We start from the raw sequence: 20892 nt of genomic DNA on the forward strand, positions 1-20892 counted from the left end.
TAGCCCCTGGCGCAGGCGCACCAAAAGCCGTCACAATGCCCTCACATGCAAACCATCAAGAAGGCCCTGCGCTACCTGGTCTTGAGCGTGCTGGTCCTGGTCCTGCTGTTCGAGGAGTGGGGGTGGGAGCCATTGCAGGCGCTGCTGGGCCGCCTGGCGCGGCTGCCACTGTGGGCCAAGCTGGAAGGCTGGCTGGCGCGTTTGCCACCATGGGCCGCCTTGCTGGCCTTCGGCATCCCGTTCGTGGCGCTGCTGCCGTTCAAGGTGCTGGCCTTGTTCCTGTTTGCCCACGGCCACGTCACGCTGGGCCTGATCGTGGCACTGTCGGCCAAGCTGGCGGGCACAGCCCTGCTGGCGCGCTTGTTCCATCTGCTCCAACCGGCGTTGATGCAATTGCCCTGGTTTGCCCGCTGGTACCCGCGCTGGAAGGCCTGGAAGGACGATCTGCTGCGCAAGGTGCGGGCCTCGCCGCCGTGGCTGGCCGTGTTGCGGGCCAAGGCCTCGGTGCGCGCCTGGTGGGCCAGCGTGCGGCTGTTCAGGTAAGCCGAAGCACCGAGCGGCCGAAAGCTCGGTAAGATGCGCCAACTCTTGCATTTGCATGCCGTTGCTCCAATCCACGCGACCCTTTTCGCTGCGCGTCACGGTGATCCTGGCCGTACTGCTGGGCTTATTCGTGCCCGCCTGGTTCTCCTACCAGATCGAGACCGCGCAGGTGGAAGAGCGCATGAACCGCGAGCTGCTCAGCGACGTCAACCGCTACGCCGACCTGCTGGCTGCCGGCGCGCGCGACCCCATCTGGCAGGTGCAGCCCAAGCTGATCGAGCCCATGGTGGACGCGGTGATGAGCGACCCGCGCATGCTGCGCGTGACGCTGCGCAACCTGCCCTCGGGCAAGATTTTCTTCGAGCGCATTGCCCAGCACCAGACGGCCAACGCCGACATCGTGCAATCCGAACGCGAGGTGCGGGTGGGCTCCGAAGTGGTGGGCGGCCTGACGCTGACCATCAGCAAGGCGGCGCTGGCCATCAGCAGCCACAGCGCGCGTGCCGACTTCCTGCTGCGCACCAGCCTGTCCACGGTGGTGACGCTGCTGCTGATCGTCTTCACGCTGCAATGGCGCATGACAGCGCCCATCGACAAGCTGGTGAACCAGTCCGAGGCCATCGCCGCCGGGCGCCTGGACCAGCCGCTGGTGTGGGAGCGCACGGATGAGTTGGGCCGCCTGGGCCAGAGCCTGGACAAGACGCGCGAGGCGCTGAAGTCCCTGATCGGCGAGCTGAAGGTGGAGATCGAGGTGCGCCGGCGCGCCGAGGCCACGCTGGAGCTGCACAACGAGCGGCTGGAGGCCAGCGTGGCCGAGCGCACCGCCGAGCTGAGCAACGCGCTCAACGACCTGAAGCAGGCCCAGCAGGAGCTGGTCAACAGCGAGAAGCTGGCCTCGCTGGGCCGCATGGTGGCCGGCATCGCGCACGAGCTCAACACCCCCATAGGCAACGCGCTGACCATAGGCACGGCGCTGAAAGAGCAGTTGAAAACGCTGCGCGCAGCGGCCGACTCCAACCAGGTGCGCAAGTCCTTCCTGATGGACTACGCCACCACCAGCCAGGACGGTTTCGAGATCATGGAGCGCTCGTTGTTCCGTGCCGCCGAGCTGATCAAGAACTTCAAGCAGGTGGCGGCCGACCAGATCTCCGAGCAGCGCCGCCCGTTCGACCTGGCGCAGACGCTCACTGAGATCATCTCCACGCTGCAGCCGCGCTTCAAGAGCGGCGGCGTGCGGCTGCAACTGGTGGCCGCCCCCGGCATAGCCATGGACAGCTACCCCGGCATGCTGGGGCAGGTGGTGTCCAACCTGGTGGTCAACGCCCAGATCCACGCCTTTGAGGGCCTCAGTGAGGGCCTGGTCAGCGTGGAAGCCAGCGATGGCGACGGCGTGGTGCATCTGGTGGTGCGCGACAATGGCAACGGCATTCCGGTGGAACACCGCGGCAAGGTGTTTGACCCCTTCTTCACCACCCGCATGGGCCGAGGCGGCACCGGGCTGGGACTGAACATCGTGCACAACCTGGTCACCAAGCGCCTGGGCGGCAGCGTGCAACTGGATGAAGAGCAACCGCATGGCGCGCGTTTCACCGTGACGCTGCCCAAGCAGGCCCAAATCGCCCGGCGGCGCGCCAAGAAGGCGGCCTGAACGGCGTGGGCCCGACACCGGCATGGACCTGAGACGGCTCAAGCACCTGGTGGCCCTGGCCGATGAGCGCCACTTCGGCCGCGCGGCCAGCCGCGTGCACCTGAGCCAGCCGGCCTTCAGCCGCAGCATCCAGGCCGCCGAGGCCGAACTGGGCCTGCAGCTGTTCGACCGCGGCATGCCCGAGGTCACCTGCACCTCGGCCGGGCAGTTCGTCATCGAGCGGGCGCGCAAGCTGCTGTTCGACAGCCGTTGCCTGGAGCGCGACGTGGACCTGTACCGCGAGCGGTTGATGGGTGACCTGGCCTTCGGCGTCGGGCCGTTCCCGGCGGTGGCGCTGGTGCCGCGGCTGATCACCGAGCTGCGCACCCGCTACCCCGGCATCAACAGCCGGGTAGAGGTCAACAACTGGCGCTATCTGCTGGAGCACCTGCGCGCCGAAGAGCTGGATTTTTTTGTTGCCGATGTGCGCAATGTGCCACCGGCGCATGACCTGAGCATCGAGCACATCGGCCACCAGAGCGCCGGTTTCTACGTCCGCCGCGGCCACCCGGTGCTGGCGCTGACAAGAGGCCTGCTGCCGGCCGACTTGCTGCCCTACGGCCTGGCCAGCGTGCGCCTGCCGCCGGAGGTGACGCGGGTGCTGACCGGCATGTTCGGGCTGGACGATGGCCAGCGCCTGCCCATCGCGGTGGAGTGTGACGACCTGCACCTGCTCAAGCGCGTGGCGCTGACCACCGACACGGTGATGGCCGCCGTCACCGACGTGGTGGTGAATGAGGTCGCCAGCGGCGACATGCTGCTGCTGGAGGTGGTGGGCATGCCGCAGCAGTACTCGGAGCTGGGCGTGGTGTCGCTGAAAGGGCGCAGCTACTCACCCACGGCCGAATTCGCGGTGGACTTCTTGCGCCGGCAGATGGCCGCTGTGCCCGGCGCAAAGCCGGTAGCTGCAACGCGCCGCAAGAAGCCCGCCAGACCATGAAAAGGGGCGGTTGAGAACCGCCCCTGTTTGTGCATGACTCACCGGCAGGTTGCCCGCCGGTGGTGTGGCCGGCTCCCTTAGAAAGCAGCCCAGTCGTCAGTGCCGGTGCGGGCCACTGGCTGCACCACGTTGGCGGAAGCCAGCGGTACGGCGACCTTGTCGGTCGCGGGCAGGCGGCGCACATTGGTGGCCCGGTTGGGGCTGCGGCGCTCCACCGTGGGCTTGCTGGCAGCAGCCACCGGCGCGGTCGGGGTCACCGGTGCTTCAGCACGGGCTGGCCGGGCGGCGACGGCGGCCGGCTGGTCCTCGCAGCGGAACACGGCCACAGCCTGCACCAACTGCTCGGCCTGGGTGCTCAAGCTGGTGGCTGCAGCGGCGCTCTCTTCCACCAACGCGGCGTTTTGCTGCGTCGCCTGGTCCATCTGGCTGACGGCGGCACCCACCTGCGACACGGCCTGGCTTTGCGCGTCGCTGGCTGCACTGATCTCACCCATGATGTCCGACACGCGCTTGACCGAGGCCACCAGCTCCTGCATGGTGCTGCCGGCCTGGTCCACCAGCGTGCTGCCCTGCTCCACCCGCTGCACGCTGGCGGTGATCAGGCCCTTGATCTCCTTGGCGGCCTGGGCACTGCGCTGCGCCAGGTTGCGCACCTCGGCAGCCACCACGGCAAAGCCGCGCCCCTGGTCACCGGCCCGCGCCGCTTCCACGGCGGCGTTCAAGGCCAGGATGTTGGTCTGGAAGGCAATACCATCAATGACACTGATGATCTCGGAAATCTGCTGCGAGCTGTCGGTGATGCCTTTCATGGTCTGCACCACCTGGCCCACCACATCACCGCCCTTGACGGCGACCTGCGAGGCCACGATGGCCAGCTGACCTGCCTGCTGCGCATGACCGGCGTTGGTGCGTACGGTGCTGCCCAGTTCCTCCATCGACGCGGCGGTCTGCTGCAGGGCAGAAGCTTGCTGCTCGGTGCGCTGGCTCAGGTCGTTGTTGCCTTGTGCAATCTCGCGGCTGGCCACCGACACGCTGTCGGCATTGCGGCGCACGGCGCTCACGGTGTCCACCAGGCTTTGCTGCATGCGTTGCAGGCTGCCCAGCAGGCGGCCGGTCTCGTCCGTGGAATTCACCACAATGGCTGCGCCGAGCTCGCCATCGGCGATGCGGTCAGCGGCCACCACCGCACGAGCCAGCGGACGGGTGATGGAACGGGTGATCAGCCAGCCAGCCAACAAGGCAGCGGCCACGGCGGCCAGGCACAGCCCACCCATCAGGTTGCGCTGGCCCTCGTAGTCGGCGGCGGCGGCAGCTTCCAGATCGCGGGTGCGCACGGCGGTGAACTGGGCATAGTCGTTGGTGGCCTTGACGAGCGCCGCCAGCAGCGGCCGGCAGTCCGTGTTCATGCGCGCGATGGCCTGCTCGCGCTGCTGCTTCAGTGCCAGGTCCACAATGGCCAGCGCCACCGGGCCATAGGCCTGCTCCACCTTGTCGATCTCGGCCACCAGCTTGCGGCCCTGTTCGGACACGCCCACGCCATTGGCCATCATCTTGTTCAACTGGGCCAGGCTGTCCTGCACGTCCTGGTGGGCACGCACCACGGCGGCCTTCTCCACCGCGAGGTCGGCATCCTTGGTCACCAGCACCAGGTTGCGGGCGGCAATGGCACGGTCGTCCACCGCGGCGCGCAGGTGGGCCACCATAGCGGCGCGGGCGTTCAGGCCACCGGTGTAGTTGGTAAAGCGGGCATTGGCATCGGACAGGGCCGTCAGCGCCAGCGCCGACACCCCCACCACCACCAGCGACAGGCCGACAAACGCCAGGCTAAGCCGGGAACGAATGCTCACATTGCGCAAATTCATGGTCATCCCCTTATTCAACAGACAGTTTGGACAGTGGCTTGCCGGCAGGCAGCAGGGCCTCGAAATTCACCAGCACCAGGGTGCGCGCCAGCTCACCCTGGCAGGTGCTGGCCAGGCCCTGGAACAAGCGCACGTCGGCGCTGTCATTCAGCGCCGGCATGGGTTGAATATCTTCGCCAGCCAGCGTCACCACATCGGACACCGAATCCACCACCAGCCCCACCGTGCCGGCGGCCAGGTTCAGCAACACCGTGACCGTCTGGCTGTCATAACTGGCGGGCAGACCCAGCCGCAAGCGCAAGTCCAGAATGGGAACGATGGCGCCGCGCAGGTTTTGCACGCCCAGCACGAAGTCGGCAGCGCCCAACATGCGGGTGGGCTGCTCGAAGTGGCGGATTTCCTGCACGTCCAGGATGTCGGCGGCGTATTCCTGTCCCCTCAGGCGAAAGGCCAGGTATTCGCCGGCGCCATCCGCTCCGGGGTCGGCCAGCATGCCGGCCGGGCCAGGTAACTGGCTGATTGTTTCGACGGTTTGTAGTTGCATGCCCAGCTCCCTGAAAGTTGAACCAATGGCCCGGCTGTTCGCCGGAGTTTGACGGCGCGAGGACCCTTGCCGCCATGGTTTGAATGGTAGGGAGTGCACTCCAAAGAGTGTGATGAGAGCGTGAACTAAGTCACACGCGGACGCGGCTGGGTTCAGCCTGCAGCCCGGGCAATTTGAAGCCACTGCAAGAGTGAAACATGGGTCGCGCGGACCTGGCTGCGGGCCTGCTTGTCAGATCCCGATCAAAGCTGGCGTCACAATCCGGCCACAATCCCGGCCGTCCTATCGGCCGTCAAACGGGCTGGCGAGGGCGCTATGAAGTTCTTCAACTGCTGTTCGAACGTGGCGTCGCTCACAGCAGCGTGCTCCAACGGTGTTAGAAACCGCGCACCGGCAAGTGCGCATCGCGTTGCAACCAGTTGCGCGGCGAGTACTGCGTGCGCGCATCCGTCACATGCAGCGTGTAGGCATGGCGTGATACCGCTGACCGGTTAGGCGCGCTGTAGTGCGGCAACAGGCCGTGGAACACCACCAACGCGCCGGCACGCACCTCCAGCGGCACGGCAGTGCGGTTGTCGGGCCAGGGCGTGGCGTCGAGCTTTTCCATCGCGGCGCCGTCACCAGCCTTGACGAAACGCTCGCGCAGCGGGCCACGGTGGCCGCCCGGCTCGGCCCATAGGCAGCCGTTGTCGCGCGTGGCGTCTTCCAACGCGAACCAGAAGGTGGTGACGCTGATGGGCGTGGTGTCGAAGAAGGTGGCGTCCTGGTGCCAGTTGACTTCACCGCCTATGCCCGGCTGCTTGAAGATGTACATGGACTGCCAGATTTGCGGCTGTGCCAGCCCCAGGTCGGCCGCCAGTGCGGCCAGCTTGTCGCCGCGCGAGAACTGCGCGAACACCGGGTCCAGGTCGTGCATGGCGTGGCCTATCTTGTTGATGGACAACGCCTTGGCCTGCTTCAGCTGACCTCGCTCATCGAACGCCTCTTCCTCGAAAAAACAGCGCACCTTGTCGGCGGACTCCATGAAGTAGGTGTCCACCTTGCGCGCCTGCTCCTGGGTGGTGAAGATGCTGATGCTCTCACGAGGATCGAAGGCATCGACGATGGCCATGGCCTGCTGACGCAGCGCGGCCACTTCATCGGCAGACTTGAAATCGGGCAGCACCAGGTAGCCGTCTTGCTGGAATTGCTGTTGTTGCTGGGGGGTGAGCATGGGCGTGAGCGAGCAGTGGGTTCATTGGCGCGCGGTGCGCACGTTGGCGGGCAGCGCCACCGGGTGGCTGGTGCGGTAGGGGTTGATGTCCAACCCGCCGCGGCGGGTGTAGCGGGCATAGACGGCGAGCTTGGCGGGCTGGCAGCGGTTCCAGATGTCCATGAAGATGCGCTCCACGCACTGCTCATGGAACTCGTTGTGGTTGCGAAAACTCACCAGGTATTGCAGCAGGCCCTCCTGGTCGATCTGCGCTCCACTGTAGGCGATCTGCACGCTGCCCCAGTCGGGTTGGCCGGTCACCAGGCAATTGCTCTTCAGCAGGTTGCTGGTCAGCACTTCGGTGACCGGCTGATCGCCAACGGCGGCACGCAACAGCTCGGGCGCGGGCGTGTAATGGGTGCACTCAATGTCCAGCCGGTCCAGGCTCAGACCATCGAGCTCGTGCACGGCACTTTTGTCGAACTCTTCGGGCAGCAGCAGCTTCACACCGACGCCCGCCGGCGCCGGCGCACCGCGCCACACCGCCTCGGAGATGTCGGCGCGCAGCCTGTCGCGCACCGCCTGGGCGTCGGCAAACGTGCTGTTGTTGAAGCTGTTCAGGTACAGCTTGAAGGACTTGCTCTCGACAATGTTCAGGCTCTCGCAGGGCACCACAAACTGGGCCAGCGCCACCTGCGGCTTGCCGCGCGGGTTCAGCCAGCTGAGCTCAAACGCCGTCCACAGGTCGGCACCGAAGAACGGCACGGCGCTGCCCAAGCCGATCTCGGCGCGCTTGGGCGCGCGCGGAATGGGAAACAGCAGGCTGGCGTCGTAACGGTCCACATAGGCCGAAACCTTGCCCAGCTGGGATTGTTCGGCCGTGTTCATGTTGCGCCCGCTCGCGTCAGCCCCATGTGCGCCAGCATGGGCACCAGCAGCCGCTGCACCACGCCGGGCGGCAGGTCGTGCCCCATGCCCTCAATGCCGATCAAGGCGGCACCGGGGATGCGCCGCGCCGTGTCTTCGCCGCAGGCAAAGGGCACCAGCGGGTCGGCGCGGCCATGCAGCACCAGCGTGCGGCAGCGCAGTGTCGCCAGCTCGGCAGCGCGGCGCGTGTCGGCGGCGATGGCCACCATCTGGCGCAGCGTGCCCACCGGGTGGAAGCTGCGCTGCACGCCGACCAGGATGCGTTCGCGCATCTCGTCCTCGCTCAGGGGGAAGCCGGGGCTGCCGATCACCTTGAACAACTTCACGTAATGGGCCAGGATGTCCTGCGCACTGGTGCTGGCCGGGCGGCCCATCAGCGCTGCCAGCACCTCCGGGCGTGCCTGCGGCAGGCCGCGCGCGCCGCTGGAACTCATGATGCTGGTCAGGCTGAGCACGCGCTCAGGGGCGGCCAGCGCCACGCGCTGGGCAATCATGCCGCCCATGCTGACGCCCACGATGTGCGCCTTGTCCACGCCCAAGGCATCCAGCGCGCCCAGGGCGTCCAGTGCCATGTCGTGCAGTGTGTAGGGCGCGCGCAGCGGCAGGCCCAGCTTGTGCTTCAGCAGTTGCCACAACAGCTTGGGCTTGCCCAGGTGGTCGAAATGCTGGGACAGGCCGATGTCGCGGTTGTCATGGCGCACCACGCGGTAGCCGGCATCCACCAGCGCCTGCACCAGGGACTGCGGCCAGGCGATCAGCTGCATGCCCAGGCCCATGATCAACAGCACCACCGGGCGCTGCTCGCCAGGCGCGCCGGGGCCGGTGTCTTCCACCTCGATGTCTATGCCATTGGCGCGGACCTTCATAGTCAGTTTCCGTTCATTTAAAGACCCGCTCGCGCAGCCATTTGGTGGCGATCCACTTCTCGCCCTGCAGCACCGGTGCGCCGCCGTGCAGCGTCAGCGTGGAGGGGTGCGGCCGCGCATAGCTGAAGAACACGCCGTGGCCGCGCTTGGGCGCCACTTCCAGCTTGATGTCGGGGAAGGTGGTGCCGCCGCCGCGCTCGGGCTCGGCCAGGTACATGATCAGCGTGGCCACACGCTGGCCGCCACGCTGCACGATCTTGGGCGTGCCGGGCTCGTTGGGGTCGAAATAGTCGTAATGCGGCTTGTACTCGGCACCCGGCTTGTAGTGCAGGATCTGCAGGCCCTCGCCATGCTCCACCGGCCAGTTCAGCAGCTTGGCGATGCGCGCCTCCACCCGCTTGACCACCTCGTTCTCGCCGCGCTCGAAGAACATGCCCATGCTGGTGCGGTCCACATGGACCTCTTCGCCGCCGGTCTGCGTGGCCACCGTCATGGAGCGCACCATGCGCGGCTTGGCGGCGGCGATCAGCGCATCGCACTCCTCGTCGCTGAGCAGGTTGCCAAACACCACCACGTGCGGCTCGGCCACGCTGCTGACCACGTGCACCCGGCGGTCGCCGGCATCCGCGTACAGCGCCGACGGTTCCATGGCCGGCTGCGGCACCGGCACCTGCGGCGGCAGCTTGGCCATCAGCTGCTGCTCGTCCACATACTCCTGCATGGTCTTTTCCATCGCGGCGATGGCCACGTCTTGCTGCCAGCCGGAGGCCAGCATGGCCTTGAGCACCACGTCGGGGTGCTGGCCAGCCTGGGCCTGGGCGATGATCCAGGCCCTCAGCTCGGAGGTCACCACCTGGTGCAGCATGGGTTTGTTCTGGCTCACGGTCTTGCCCCTCAAAGCTTGCGCCGAAACACCAACTGGTCTGGCTGGGACACCGCAGGCGCGAAGGCAAAGCCTTCGGCGGTGAAATTCTCCAGCGACTTGGGCGTCATCGCGCGTTGTTGAACCGCATAGCGTGCCATCAGGCCGCGGGCCCGTTTGGCGTTGAAGCTGATGACCTTGTAGCTGCCACCATGAAAGTCCTCAAAGCGGCACTCCACCACCCGGGCTTTCAAGGCCTTGCGCTGCACCGCGCCGAAGTATTCGGTCGAAGCCAGGTTCACCAGCACCGGCGAGGCGTCCGCCTTCAGGCGCTGGTTCAGGTAGTCGGTCAGCATCGGGTTCCAGTAGCCGTACAGATCCTTGGCCTTGGTCGTCGCCACGCGCACGCCCATCTCCAGCCGGTAAGGCTGTATCCAGTCCAGCGGCCGCAACACGCCGTACAGGCCGCTCAGGATGCACAGGTGTTGCTGCGCCCAATCCAGGTCTTCTGCACCCAGACTGCGCGCCTGCAGGCCGCCGTAGACATCACCGTCAAAGGCCAGCACCGCCTGGCGCGAGTTCTTCGCGGTGAAGCGGCTGGACCAGGCCTTGTAGCGCTTCACATTCAGATCCGCCAGTGACTCGCTCAGTTCCATCATCTGGGCCACCTGCGCGGAGGTCTTCTGGCGCATGACGCCAATCAGCTCGGCCGACTGCCGAGCGAAGAGCGGCCGGGTGTGCGGCAACTCGGCCGGCACCGGGGTGTCATAGTCCAGCGCTTTGGCCGGGGAAATCAGGAACAGCATGCAAGGTCAGACGGGCTTCTCGTAGAAGCCTTGATTATCCAGAAACTGCGGGGCCAGCCCTGCGGCGCTACCGGAAATCCCCGGCCAGAGAGGCCAGCGTGTCGTCCCGGATGCTCACATGGGCCGGGTAGTGGGTGTGGTCACAGCCCAGCGTCACCGCTGCGCCGGCCTCGATGGCGGCGCGCATGGGTGGCGAGAACTCGAAGCGCAGGAAGTGCACCGCGGATGTTTTCTCGTCGTTCTCGCGCGCCAGGTCCTCGTCGGCGATGGCATAGACCCTGGCGTGCCCCTCTACCTCGACAAACATGCGGTCCTCCACCCCGATCAGCCGGGCCAGCTCGCGCTTGCGCTGGTTGACGTCGGGGTACTCGATCATCATGGTGGCTTTCCAGTTGCTGCCATCGGGCACCAGCGGCGCATAGGCGTCGATCTCCTGCTGTATGCCTTCTTCCTCGAAGATCTTCTCGATGCGCAGCATCTCCTGGATCTGGTAGCGCATGGTGTTTTCGCTCTCGAACTGCACATGCACGTGCTCGCCCAAGGCCACACTGCGCAGCTTGCGGTGCGCAATGATCTCGGCCTTGTGTTCCTTGCGGTACTTGCTGTAGGCCTCCAGCGTCATCAGGCTGTCGCGGGTAATCATCTTGGGGTCAGAGTCCAATTTCCGGTGTTATTTCAGTCCATACGCTTCGCGCACCAGCGTCAGCGGATGCTTTTGCGGCGGATTGCCCAGCGCGTTGACTTCAAAGCCCTGGGCGATGTGGTGGCCGCCCAGCGGACAATCACTGCTGATCACGTCCGGCAGGCCACCGTCCTTGTGGTTGGCCATGGCCTTGAACAAGGGTTTGCCAATCTTCATGGCTTGCTGGTGTGTGGCCTTCTTCACGCCGAAGGTGCCGGCATGGCCCGAGCAGCGCTCGTGCGTGTGCACGCTGGTGCCGGGCACCATCTTCAGCATCTCCTCGGTCTTCTTGCCAATGTTCTGCACCCGGCCGTGGCAGGGAATCTGGTAGCTGACCTTGCCCAGCGGCTGCGAAAACTCCACCTTCAACAGACCATCGCGCTTGCGCGCCATCAGGTACTCGAACGGGTCCCACATGGCTTCCTTGACCAACTGCACATCAGCGTCCTGCGGGTACATCAGCGGCAGTTCCTGCTTGAACATCAGCGCGCAGCTGGGCACGGCGGCCAGGATGGCGTAACCCTCTTTCGCGTAGCGCGCCAACACGGGCACGTTGGTCTGCTTATGGCTGTCCACCGCATCCAGGTCGCCCAGCTCCAGCTTGGGCATGCCGCAGCAGCTTTCCTTGTCCACCAACACATAGGGGATGGCGTTGTGGTCCAGGATCTTCAGCAGGTCCTGCCCTATGCCCGGCTCGTTGTAGTTGACATAGCAGGTGGCGTAGATGGCCACTTTGCCGGGGGTCTTCTCGCCGTCCTTCACCGGGTGCGGCGCCGATTTCGCCGCGCCCGAACGAAACTTGCGCGTGGCCAGCGCCGGCAACCAGGCATTGCGGTCCACACCCAGCAAACTTTCCATCGCCGCACGGGCCGGCTTGGTCTTGTTCACCGCATTGGCCACCTGCACCACGACGGGAATGCCGGCGAACTGGCCGTGCACATCGGTAGAGGCCAAAAACCGCTCGCCGGCCTTGACCTCGCCCTTCTTGAACTTGATGGCCTTGGCACGCAGCATGGTGTGCGGAAAGTCCAGGTTCCACGGATGCGGCGGCACATAGGGGCACTTGGTCATGTAGCACAGGTCGCACAGGTAGCACTGGTCCACCACCTTCCAGTAGTCCTGCTTGGCGACACCGTCCACCTCCATCGTCTTGCTCTCGTCCACCAGGTCGAACAGCGTGGGGAAGGAGCCGCACAGGCTGACGCAACGCCGGCAGCCGTGGCAGATGTCGAAGATGCGCTCCAGCTCCTTGAAGGTGGCTTCTTCGTTGTAGTAGTCAGCGCCCTTCCAGTCTATGGGGTGGCGTGTGGGGGCGTCCAGATTACCTTCGCGTACAGACATGGCTGGTTCTTTCTGGCGGGTGTCTGAAGGGGAAACAAGGCCGGAGAAACTCAAGGCTTCGCATTGGGCACTGCCGGTCTGGCAATGCCCAACACGCAGCGTTGATGACGCTGTGGCGCGCCGCGACGCGCCAGGTGAGCGGTCAGTCCACCAGCTCGGCCAGCGCCTTGGCGTAGCGGTTGGCGTGCGAACGCTCGGCCTTGGCCAGGGTTTCGAACCAGTCGGCGATCTCGTCGTGGCCTTCTTCGCGCGCGGTCTTGGCCATGCCAGGGTACATGTCGGTGTACTCGTGCGTCTCGCCCGCCACCGCCGCCTTCAGGTTGTCGCGGGTGGGGCCGATGGGCAGGCCGGTGGCCGGGTCACCGCACTGCTCCAGCCATTCCAGGTGGCCATGGGCATGGCCGGTCTCGCCTTCGGCGGTGGAACGGAACAGGGCCGCGACGTCGTTCTGGCCTTCAATGTCGGCCTTGTTCGCGAAGTACAGGTAGCGGCGGTTGGCCTGAGACTCGCCCGCGAAGGCGGCTTTCAGGTTTTCTTCCGTCTTCGAGCCTTTGAGTGCAGCCATGGAAATCTCCTTGGAGTGAAAGCGTGGATGGGAACGGACACATGCCTTGGGCCATGCCAAAGACAGGAACAGCCTAGTCCTGAAACCGGCCAACGTCTAATTGGCTGCTTCAATGCAACGCATTGTCTTTAACTATCGACTTATATAAGTCAATGCTTATCATTAATCCATATTCCCTGATCCCCGTCAAGCCCGAAAGAACTTCCGTGGCAAGCACGGCGCCGGCAGAGGTACAGTTGACGCCACGGCTGCAAAAAAGCCGACCTCACAAAGAGACTCAGACCATGACCACCCCCTCCTCCATCGCCAATGCGCTGCCGGCGCCGCCGCCCATACAGCAGTTGCACCACTACGCCTACCGCGCCCGCGACGCCGAGGAGACCCGGCACTTCTACGAAGACATCCTGGGGCTGCCGCTGTACCACATCATCCAGAGCGACCATGTGCCCAGCACCGGCGAGTACTGCCCCTATACGCACTTCTTCTTCCGCCTGCAGGACGGCTCCTTCATCGCCTTCTTTGACCTGGGTGACGATCAGGCCGCCGAGCCGTCACCCAACACGCCGCTGTGGGTCAACCACGTTGCCTTTCGCGTCAATTCCATCGCCGAGCTGGACAGCATGAAGGCGCGGCTGCAGGCGCACGGCATCGAGGTGCTGGGCGTGACCGACCACCACGTCTTCAAGAGCATCTATTTTTTCGACCCCAACGGCATACGGCTGGAGCTGTCAGCCCAGGTCGCCGATGAGTTCGAGATGCTGGAGGAAAGCAAGGTGGCCCACAGCCGCCTGAAGGAATGGAATGCGCGCAAGGAGCAATGGCGAGCGGACCGCGCCGCCGGCAAGGCCACGGCACCGCTGAAGCCGCAGCAGAACGACCGCCCCGAGGTGACAGCCGCCAAGCAGGCGCACTGAGGGCCGGTACAGATGGCACAGGCCACCACCGGCGAGCGGGACTACAGGGACGCCGCCTACACCAACGGCTACGAGTTCGCGCAGGGCAGCGCCTATGAGCTGCCGCGCTACCCCTTCGTGGCGCCCGAGGTGCTGCGCAACGGGCAGGTGCAGCGCGCGCCCATCGTCATCGTCGGCGCCGGCATCAGCGGGCTGACGCTGGCCTGCGCGCTGGCCAAGCTCGGCGTGCCAGCGGTGCTGCTGGACGAAGACGACACCGTGGGCGTGCGCGGAGCGGCTTCGCGCGGCATCTGCTACACGCAAAAGTCGCTGGAGATCTTCCACCGCCTGGGGTTGTATGAGCGCATCGCCGCGCGCGGCGTGCAATGGAGCGTGGGCCGCACCTTCGCCGGCAACGACGAGGTGTACGCGTTCGACCTGCGCCAGCAGGACGCGTTTGGCCTGTCCAGCCAGCCGCCCTTCATCAACATCCAGCAGTTCTACATCGAGGGCTTCCTGGTGGAGCGCATTGCCGAGCTGGGCCAGATCGACCTGCGCTGGAAATCGCGCGTGGTGGGCTTCAGCCAGCACGACGGTTACGCCACACTGGAGGTGGACACACCGGCCGGCCGCTACACGCTGCAGGCCGACCACGTGGTGGATGCCACCGGCTCGGCCAGCCCCTTCCACGCCTGGTGCGGTGTGGAAAAGACCACCCGGCTGGGCGACGACCGCTGGTGCATTGCCGACGTGCGCTTTGACGAGCACCCGCCGTTGGAACGGCACACCTGGATAGAGGCCCCCTTCAACGACAACCGCGCGGTCTGGCAGCACCTGATGGCCGATGACGTCTGGCGCATCGACTACCAGATGGCCGCCAACAGCGACCCCAAGGAAGTCAGCCGCGAAGACGTGGTGCGCGAGCGTCTGCACCGCCAGTTTGGCCCCGACGCGCGCTTTGACATCGTGTGGGTGGGGCCCTATGCCTACCGCAGCCAGCTGCTGCACCAGTTGCGCCATGGCAGTGTGTTCTTCATGGGCGATGCGGCCAAGATCGTCAGCCCCTTTGGCGCCCGTGGCGGTAACAGCGGCATTGCCGACGCCGACAACCTGGCCTGGAAGCTGGCCGCCGTGCACAAGGGCCTGGCGCCGCCCACGCTGCTGGACAGCTACCACCAGGAGCGCGTTCAAGCTGCCCGCGAGAACGTCAAAGTGACCAGCCGCACCACGCGCTTCCTGCGGCCGGCCGCTGGCGTGGAAACGCTGTTTCGCGACGCCACCATCGGCCTGGCGCGGCAATACCCGTTCGCCCGCCAGCTGGTCAACACCGGCCGCATGGCCACCGCCAACAGCTACCACCGCTCCGCCGTGTGCGAGCCCGAAGGCGGTGTGTCGGTGCAAAACACCGCGCTGGCCTGGGCCGACGGCACACCCGGCACGCTGAACGACTTGCTGGCCTGGGCCGGCGGGCATCTGTTGCTGTTGGTGTTCGGCGAAGTGAGCGCCAACGAGATGCAACGGCTGCGCCTGCTGACCGCGCACGCGCCCTTGCGTTGCGTGCAGGTGGTGGCGCCGGGCACGCCAGCACTGGCGCGCGAGCAGGTACTAGACCCCGACGACAAGCTCAAACGTGCTGCCCACGTGTTCGGCCTGCGCTGGGCCCTGCTGCGCCCCGACAGCTACCTGGCCGCAGTCGGCGAAGACGTGGATGCCGCGCTGGTGCACGCCGCCGAGCGGGCGCTCGCGTTGTGATGGCACTTTGAGGAAGATGGCAAAGCAGCCACAATGCGCAGCATGAAAACCAGCCTGAACTTCCAGGATTCCGACAGCTTTTATGAACAGCTGCTGGACGCCCACACCGGCCTGAGCCGCGAACAATCCGAGTTGTTGAATGCACGGCTGATCCTGCTGTTGGCCAACCAGGTGGGCGATGCCGGTGTGTTGAAGCAATGTGTGGACGCCGCCGCCAAATTGCCGCCGGCAGCAGCAGACAGCACCACTGCCGCCTGAGCCCGGCCATGGCCCCAAGCAGCCCCGCCGCCACCGAAGGCATCCAGTACCCGCGCGAGGGGGGTGCCGCCCACAGCACCACGCGCACCGCCAAGGCCATCTTCGGCGCCGCGCTGGAAGCCGGCAGCACACCCGAGCTGGAAGCCGCCCAGCAGGCGCTGGCGGCTGAGGGCAATTGGCGGCGCGGCTACCCGCAGCATCTGCGCGCGCTCAGCGCCGCCGGTGCGGCCAATGCGGCGTTCGCCGTCGCCAGCGCCCAGGCGGGGCTGGACGAGGCCTGGCGCCAGTTGCATTTCGTGCGCGGCAAGCAGCCACTGGAGTTGGCCGCTGCCATGGCGACGCCGCAGCGCCGCCTGGCCACCCATGAGCACAAGGGCCGCGGCCCGGCCAAGGTACAGCCCTGGGCTTTACCCTACCGCGGCCAACTGCTGCAAGGCAATGCACTGCGCGATGTGATCGCCCGCTGGCAGGAGCAGGGCGTGGTGGAGCCCGGACATGCCCAGGCGCTGCTGCGCGTGCTGGACAACCCGCAGTGGCTGGATTTGTCAGACCGCCACCTGGTGCTGCTGGGCGCCGGCTCCGAAGCCGGCCCCCTGGCCTGGCTGGCCAAATGGCGCGCCAACCTGGTGGCGGTGGACCTGCCCAACACCGCGGCGTGGAAGAAGATCACCACGCTGGTGGACCAGGGCAACGCCCGGCTGCTGGCCCCCATACCGCACGGCAAGTCAGCCGGCAAGCCGGCCGACTGGCAGGAACATGCCGGCGCCAACCTATTGACCGATACACCCGACATCGCCGCCTGGCTGGCCGGCATTGCGCCCACGCTGGACATTGCCGCGCTGGCCTACCTGGACGGCGAGCGCCATGTGCGCGTGGTACTGGCCATGGACGCCATTGCCCAGACCGTCAGCGCCGCCAAGGGCGACACCGGCCGCATGTTCATGGCCACGCCCACCGACATCTTCGTCGTGCCCGAAAGCATCGCCAACGCCGTGATGCTGCGCTATGCACAGCGCAGCACCTTGCGCCAGACCGCGCTGTCGCCGGTGCGCGCCTTGAGCGCCGGGCGCTGGCTGCGCCCGCACATCACCGAGCTGATCACCGGCGACCAGGGCCGCCGCTATGGCCTGGTGGACGCGCTCGTGGTGGAGCAAGGTCCCAACTACGCGCTGGCCAAGCGGCTGCAGCAATGGCGCGCGCTGGTGGCGCGGGCACAGGGGCAACGCGTCAGCTTTAATGTGGCACCATCCACCACCACCACGTCCGTCACCAAGAACGCGGCGCTGAAGGCCGGCTTTGACGGCGCGCACCGCTTTGGCATTGAGGTGTTCGCGCCCGAAACCACCAACGCGTTGATGGCCGCCATGTGGGTGCACGACCTGCGCTACGCCGGCAGCGTGGCCAACCCGGCCACCCCGCTGGCGCACCCGCTGGAGCAGTTCAGCGCCGCCGCCAACCATGGTGGTCTGTGGCGCATGGGCTACCTGCCGCGCTCGGCGCTGCCGCTGGCGGCGATGATGGGGTTTCTGGCGCCGGGCAAAGGGACAAAGCACACGGCCTGAACAAGCGGCGGCGCAGCTGTTTCCATATACAGCTCCATTGCGTCACCGACGTCAGTGGAACGACAGGCTTACGCAGGGCGGCGGGATGCGCCCCACAGGGACGCCAAACGCGGGACCATCCGCGTGGCTAAGGCATGGCTTTGGTCAAAGGCGAATTGCCCGCCGGCGCATCACTGGCTTCCATCGCCGCGCTGAACGCCAGGGCGCTGTCCACCGTGTTGCCGCTGCAAGCAGTGATGCCCAGGGCCATGAACAGGCCCATGGCCAGCGAGAAAACTGCGAAGCGCTTCATACGACGTCCTTTTCCTTTTCGTGAGTTCACGGTTGCAAGCATCGGCGATGCGGGGCCGGTGCTGTCACCACTTGTGTCCAGGTGTTTCAACCAATGAGTTCGGAGACATCTGGAAGCAATTGAAGGTGACTTGCAACCAACACTTCGCTTCACCGTGGGACTGAATGTAGGCTTGGTCAACGCTGCCGTCTGCGCGTATAAGTCGCGTTCCTCTGTAGGACAAATCCGTACCGGCCAGGTTCACCGGTGGTCGTCGAATAAAATGGAAGCTTCCCGGCCCGATAAACCGCTTCCGGCCTCGCTTGAGAAGGCTGGCGGCATGCCCGTCAGTTGCCCATAAAGGCCCTGACCGACCCCTCGCTAGAGACCATGACCGACCCACTGCAACAACCCGGCCTGAACAGCCTGTCCAAGTCGTTTGAACCCGCCGCCCTGGAAGCCCACTGGGGCCCGGTATGGGAGCAGCGCGGCTATGGCGCGGCGGGCCACCGGGGCACGCATGCGGCCAAGGCCGATCAGCCTTCGTTCGCGATCCAGCTGCCGCCGCCCAATGTGACCGGCACGCTGCACATGGGCCACGCGTTCAACCAGACCATCATGGACTCGCTGACGCGCTACCACCGCATGCTGGGCCACAACACGGTGTGGGTACCGGGCACCGACCACGCCGGCATCGCCACCCAGATCGTGGTGGAACGCCAGTTGCAGGACCAGAAGCTGAGCCGCTACGACCTTGGCCGACCCAACTTCGTCAGCAAGGTGTGGGAGTGGAAGAAGCAGTCCGGCGACACCATCACACAACAGATGCGCCGCATGGGCGCCAGCGTGGACTGGGAGCGCGAGTACTTCACCATGGACGACAAGCTGTCCGCCACGGTGACGGCTACCTTCGTGCAGCTGTACGAGCAAGGCCTGATCTACCGTGGCAAGCGCCTGGTCAACTGGGACCCGGTGCTGAAAAGCGCCGTCTCCGACCTGGAGGTGGAAAGCGAAGAGCGCGACGGCCACATGTGGCACATCCTGTACCCGTTCAGCGACGGCCCGCAGAAGGCCGCTGACGGCAGCGAGATGCGCGGCATGCACATCGCCACCACCCGGCCCGAAACCATGCTGGCCGACGGCGCGCTGGCCGTACACCCGGAAGACGACCGTTACAAGCACCTGATCGGCAAGATGGTGGACCTGCCGCTGTGCGACCGGCAGATTCCCATCATCGCCGACGACTTCGTGGACCGCGAATTCGGCAGCGGCTGCGTCAAGATCACCGGCGCGCACGATTTCAACGACTACGCCTGCGCACAACGGCACAACCTGCCGATGATCACCATCTTCACGCTGGACGCGAAGATCAACGACAACGGCCCGGTGGCCTACCGTGGCATGGACCGCTACGTCGCCCGCAAGGCGGTGTTGGCCGACCTGGAGGCTCAGGGCTTCCTGGAAAAAGCCGTGCCACACAAGCACATGGTGCCGGTGTGCGCCCGCACCGGCCAGGTGGTGGAGCCGATGTTGACCGACCAATGGTTCGTCGCCACCACCAAGGTCAGCCCGCAAGACCCCACGGGCAAATCCATCGCGCAGAAAGCGGTGGATGCGGTGGCCAGCGGCGACGTGAAGTTCGTGCCCGAGAACTGGGTCAACACCTACAACCAGTGGATGAACAACATCCAGGACTGGTGCATCAGCCGCCAGCTGTGGTGGGGCCACCAGATCCCGGCCTGGTACGACGAGGACGGCAAGGTCTACGTGGCCGAGAGCGAGGCGCAGGCGCAGGCCAAGGCGCCCGGCAAGACGCTGACGCGCGACGAGGACGTGCTGGACACCTGGTACTCGTCTGCCCTGGTGCCCTTCTCCACGCTCGGCTGGAAAGCCGGTGAGAAGCCGACGGAAGACATGGACCTGTACCTGCCGTCCAGCGTGCTGGTGACGGGCTACGAGATCATCTTCTTCTGGGTGGCGCGGATGATCATGATGACAACGCACTTCACCGGGCGCGTGCCGTTCAAGACCGTGTACATCCACGGCATGGTGCGCGACAGCGAAGGCAAGAAGATGAGCAAGTCCGAGGGCAACGTGCTGGACCCGGTGGACCTGATGGACGGCGTGGACATCGAAACGCTGGTGAAAAAATCCACCGTGGGCCTGCGCAAGCCCGAGACCGCACCCAAGGTGGCAGCGCGCGTGCGCAAGGAATTCCCCACCGGCATGCCGGCCTACGGTGCCGATGCATTGCGCTTCACCATGGCCAGCTACGCCAGCCTGGGCCGCAACATCAACTTCGACACCAAGCGCTGCGAGGGCTACCGCAATTTCTGCAACAAGCTGTGGAACGCCACCCGCTTTGTGCTGATGAATTGCGAAGGCAACGACTGCGGCCTGAAAGAGCACACCAAGGATGAATGCCAGCCAGGCGGGCCGTTCCATGGTTACATGCGCTTCAGCGCGGCCGACCGCTGGATCTCATCGCTGCTGCAAAAGACCGAGGCCGAGGTGGCCCAGGGCTTCGCTGACTTCCGCCTGGACAATGTGGCCAACACCATCTACCAGTTCGTGTGGGACGAGTTCTGCGACTGGTACCTGGAAATCGCCAAGGTGCAGATCCAGACCGGCGACGATGCCGCGCAACGCGCCACCCGCCGCACGCTGATCCGCACGCTGGAAGCCATCCTGCGGCTGGCCCACCCGCTGATTCCCTTCATCACCGAGGATTTGTGGCAGACGGTAGCCCCCGTCGCGGGTCTGGGTGGCCCGGATACTTCCATCAGCGTGGCCAAGTACCCGGTCAGCCAGCCAGAGAAGATCGACGAAAGCGCCATTGCCAAGATCAACAAGTTGAAGCAGTTGGTGGATGCTTGCCGCAACCTGCGGGGTGAGATGAAGGTTTCGCCGGCCATCAAGCTGCCGCTGTATGCAGTCGCGGCCAGCGCGGCCGAAGGGCAGTTTCTGAAAGACTCCGGCGCGGTGCTGCAAGCGCTTGCCAAGCTCAGCGAGGTCAAGGTGTTTGACGAGGAGGCAGCCTGGGCGGCTGCCGCTGAGACAGCCCCGGTCGCCGTGGTCGGCGAGACGCGCTTGTGCTTGTACGTTGAGGTCGACAAGGCCGCCGAAAAAGCCCGAGTAACCAAAGAGATTGCGCGCATCGAAGGTGAGATAGCCAAGTGCAAGGCCAAGTTGTCAAATGAAGCTTTCGTGGCCAAGGCGCCTCCGGCCGTGCTTGACCAGGAGCGCAAGAGGCTGGCGGATTTTGAAGCCACACTGGCGAAGCTTAAAGAGCAGTTGAACCGCCTGGGCTGAGCACTCTCGCCCAAAGCAAAAGGGCTA

The 20892-nt window shown here is 65.6% G+C and carries 19 protein-coding genes; 8 read left to right on the forward strand and 11 right to left on the reverse strand.

Translation table 11 applies throughout. From position 1 onward, the window contains the following. Window positions 1–45: 45 nt before the first annotated feature. From AC1DX2_RS12310 to AC1DX2_RS12320, 3 genes are read left to right on the forward strand one after another with little or no spacing between them, the layout of a single operon-like run. Window positions 46–543, forward strand: a complete 498-nt coding sequence (locus AC1DX2_RS12310) for a hypothetical protein (RefSeq protein WP_477196625.1) — start codon at window positions 46–48, stop codon at window positions 541–543. A 55-nt stretch (window positions 544–598) separates the two neighbouring features. Continuing rightward, window positions 599–2191 carry a sensor histidine kinase gene (locus AC1DX2_RS12315; RefSeq protein ID WP_477196626.1) on the forward strand — a complete coding sequence of 531 codons (1593 nt, stop codon included), beginning with the start codon at window positions 599–601 and terminating at the stop codon, window positions 2189–2191. A 22-nt stretch (window positions 2192–2213) separates the two neighbouring features. Beyond that, window positions 2214–3170, forward strand: coding sequence for a LysR family transcriptional regulator (locus tag AC1DX2_RS12320; RefSeq protein ID WP_477196627.1), 957 nt, complete (start codon window positions 2214–2216; stop codon window positions 3168–3170). Window positions 3171–3247: 77 nt separating this feature from the next. Here the strand turns inward: AC1DX2_RS12320 and AC1DX2_RS12325 are convergent, their stop codons facing one another. The 10 genes from AC1DX2_RS12325 to AC1DX2_RS12370 all read right to left on the reverse strand — a co-directional run bounded on the left by AC1DX2_RS12325 (window position 3248) and on the right by AC1DX2_RS12370 (window position 12817). Continuing rightward, window positions 3248–5032 carry a methyl-accepting chemotaxis protein gene (locus AC1DX2_RS12325; RefSeq protein ID WP_477196628.1) on the reverse strand — a complete coding sequence of 595 codons (1785 nt, stop codon included), beginning with the start codon at window positions 5030–5032 and terminating at the stop codon, window positions 3248–3250. A 10-nt stretch (window positions 5033–5042) separates the two neighbouring features. Further along, window positions 5043–5576 (reverse strand): chemotaxis protein CheW, encoded by a 534-nt coding sequence (locus tag AC1DX2_RS12330; protein WP_477196629.1) that lies wholly within the window; start codon window positions 5574–5576, stop codon window positions 5043–5045. Window positions 5577–5952: 376 nt separating this feature from the next. Then, the gene (locus AC1DX2_RS12335) at window positions 5953–6789 is read right to left on the reverse strand and encodes a phytanoyl-CoA dioxygenase family protein (protein WP_477196630.1); all 837 of its coding nucleotides are present in this window, start codon (window positions 6787–6789) and stop codon (window positions 5953–5955) included. Window positions 6790–6810: 21 nt separating this feature from the next. Then, window positions 6811–7656 carry an NADPH-dependent 7-cyano-7-deazaguanine reductase QueF gene (gene queF, locus AC1DX2_RS12340; protein WP_477196631.1) on the reverse strand — a complete coding sequence of 282 codons (846 nt, stop codon included), beginning with the start codon at window positions 7654–7656 and terminating at the stop codon, window positions 6811–6813. Continuing rightward, a complete protein-coding gene (locus AC1DX2_RS12345) occupies window positions 7653–8561 on the reverse strand; it encodes an alpha/beta fold hydrolase (protein WP_477196632.1) in 909 nt (302 codons plus the stop codon). Before AC1DX2_RS12345 ends, queF begins: the two co-directional genes overlap by 4 nt. A 13-nt stretch (window positions 8562–8574) precedes the next feature. Next, window positions 8575–9426, reverse strand: a complete 852-nt coding sequence (locus tag AC1DX2_RS12350; RefSeq protein ID WP_477196683.1) for a 2OG-Fe(II) oxygenase — start codon at window positions 9424–9426, stop codon at window positions 8575–8577. Between the two features lie 29 nt (window positions 9427–9455). Next, on the reverse strand, window positions 9456–10229 hold the full coding sequence (gene yaaA / locus AC1DX2_RS12355; protein WP_477196633.1) for a peroxide stress protein YaaA: 774 nt from the start codon (window positions 10227–10229) through the stop codon (window positions 9456–9458). Between the two features lie 67 nt (window positions 10230–10296). After that, window positions 10297–10872, reverse strand: a complete 576-nt coding sequence (locus tag AC1DX2_RS12360) for a DUF3501 family protein (protein WP_477196634.1) — start codon at window positions 10870–10872, stop codon at window positions 10297–10299. A 27-nt stretch (window positions 10873–10899) separates the two neighbouring features. After that, window positions 10900–12252, reverse strand: a complete 1353-nt coding sequence (locus tag AC1DX2_RS12365; protein ID WP_477196635.1) for a (Fe-S)-binding protein — start codon at window positions 12250–12252, stop codon at window positions 10900–10902. A 142-nt stretch (window positions 12253–12394) separates the two neighbouring features. After that, entirely contained in the window at window positions 12395–12817 is a 423-nt protein-coding gene (locus tag AC1DX2_RS12370) for a rubrerythrin family protein (RefSeq protein ID WP_477196636.1), read from the reverse strand. A gap of 284 nt (window positions 12818–13101) precedes the next feature. Between AC1DX2_RS12370 and AC1DX2_RS12375 the strand changes: the two genes are divergently transcribed. The 4 genes from AC1DX2_RS12375 to AC1DX2_RS12390 are packed head-to-tail and all read left to right on the forward strand — an operon-like array spanning window position 13102 to window position 17282. Beyond that, window positions 13102–13731: a VOC family protein gene (locus AC1DX2_RS12375; RefSeq protein ID WP_477196637.1), complete on the forward strand. Its 630-nt coding sequence runs from the start codon at window positions 13102–13104 to the stop codon at window positions 13729–13731. A 12-nt stretch (window positions 13732–13743) separates the two neighbouring features. After that, a complete protein-coding gene (locus AC1DX2_RS12380; protein WP_477196638.1) occupies window positions 13744–15462 on the forward strand; it encodes an FAD-dependent monooxygenase in 1719 nt (572 codons plus the stop codon). A gap of 42 nt (window positions 15463–15504) precedes the next feature. Beyond that, window positions 15505–15720, forward strand: coding sequence for a DUF2783 domain-containing protein (locus tag AC1DX2_RS12385; protein WP_477196639.1), 216 nt, complete (start codon window positions 15505–15507; stop codon window positions 15718–15720). 8 nt (window positions 15721–15728) lie between these two features. Further along, entirely contained in the window at window positions 15729–17282 is a 1554-nt protein-coding gene (locus tag AC1DX2_RS12390) for a hypothetical protein (protein WP_477196640.1), read from the forward strand. A gap of 127 nt (window positions 17283–17409) precedes the next feature. On the opposite strand, the gene AC1DX2_RS12395 is transcribed toward AC1DX2_RS12390, so the two are convergent. Then, window positions 17410–17574, reverse strand: a complete 165-nt coding sequence (locus AC1DX2_RS12395) for a hypothetical protein (RefSeq protein WP_477196641.1) — start codon at window positions 17572–17574, stop codon at window positions 17410–17412. A gap of 369 nt (window positions 17575–17943) precedes the next feature. Here AC1DX2_RS12395 and AC1DX2_RS12400 point away from each other — a divergent pair, with 369 nt between their 5' ends. Continuing rightward, on the forward strand, window positions 17944–20865 hold the full coding sequence (locus tag AC1DX2_RS12400) for a valine--tRNA ligase (protein ID WP_477196642.1): 2922 nt from the start codon (window positions 17944–17946) through the stop codon (window positions 20863–20865). The last annotated feature ends 27 nt before the right edge of the window (window positions 20866–20892 follow it).

Source organism: Hylemonella sp. P2_B10 (genome assembly GCF_056404875.1).